Source organism: Streptomyces sp. TRM68416, from assembly GCF_014596915.1.
GTDB lineage: Bacteria > Actinomycetota > Actinomycetes > Streptomycetales > Streptomycetaceae > Streptomyces.
This window is the reverse complement of sequence record NZ_JACVWU010000082.1, coordinates 1-888: the sequence shown is the minus strand read 5'-3', so window position 1 is coordinate 888 and position 888 is coordinate 1. Positions and strand designations below refer to the sequence as shown.

The 888-nt window shown below is 67.0% G+C and carries 2 protein-coding genes; one reads left to right on the top strand and one right to left on the bottom strand.

Going from position 1 to position 888, the window contains the following annotated elements:
• Positions 1-65 precede the first annotated feature (65 nt).
• Positions 66-260, bottom strand: coding sequence for a DUF397 domain-containing protein (locus ICC28_RS40005; RefSeq protein WP_188293789.1), 195 nt, complete (start codon positions 258-260; stop codon positions 66-68).
• A gap of 139 nt (positions 261-399) precedes the next feature.
• Here ICC28_RS40005 and ICC28_RS40000 point away from each other — a divergent pair, with 139 nt between their 5' ends.
• Complete coding sequence (locus tag ICC28_RS40000; RefSeq protein WP_188293790.1) at positions 400-843, top strand: SUKH-3 domain-containing protein; 444 nt, start codon at positions 400-402, stop codon at positions 841-843.
• Positions 844-888 lie beyond the last annotated feature (45 nt).

The window sequence follows — 888 nt, the reverse complement described above, 5'->3', positions numbered from 1 at the left end:
CGCCGATCCCTGGGGCTTCTGACGTGGGCCGTGGTTTGACCTGCGTCGCGTGCGGACGACCGTGGTCAGCGGGCTGTCTCTGGGCGGCCGTCTGTTTTGAGGTTCATGATGAACGCGGTGAAGGCTTCGCTGGGGAAGGAGAGGGGGGTGCGGGTCCGGTCCCTGGAGTCGCGTATGGCGATTCGGGTGTGGAGGCTTGCTATTCGACGCGCGGCCGCCCGGGATCGAGTGACGCTTCCCTCACCCTGCGGAAGGGCCATGTGCAGGCCGCCTACGATCGGGTGCCGCAGTGCAGGTTCGTGTGCCCGGCGACCCGAGACACGGCACACGCAAGCCACCGTGCTCCTCATGCCAACATGTGCTCGATCAATTCGGAATCAGTTTCGGTGTGACACGACGATGAGTGAAGAGCGCGAGCAGCGATGGTCCGCGGAGACCGACCGCGTTCTGCGCACGGCCGGCTGGCACCCGGGGCGCACGGTGTCCACGGTGGATTGGGAGAACACGCTCCGCGAACACGGAGGCTTTGAGATCCACGAGGCTGCGCGACGCTTCCTGGCCGAGTTCGGTGGTCTGGCGAGTGCCGAACGAGGCCCCGGGAAGACGATGGCCCGGATGGGGTTCACGCTCGACCCGGCCGTGGCGGAGTGGGACGACGAGATCTTTGACGTGCTGAGCGAAGAGGCCGGAACCGAGCTGTACCCGATCGGGGAGGCCGACCGCCGCAACCTGTACTTGGGCATCGCCCCGAACGGGGCGGTCTACGTCGGTATGGACAGTGTCACGCTGTTGGCGGAGACGGCGGACGAGGCCCTGGAGAAGCTGGTCGAGGGCATCCGGTAAGGGTGGGGGTGGGGGGGGGCTGATGACGGCGGAGTGGGACTGGAG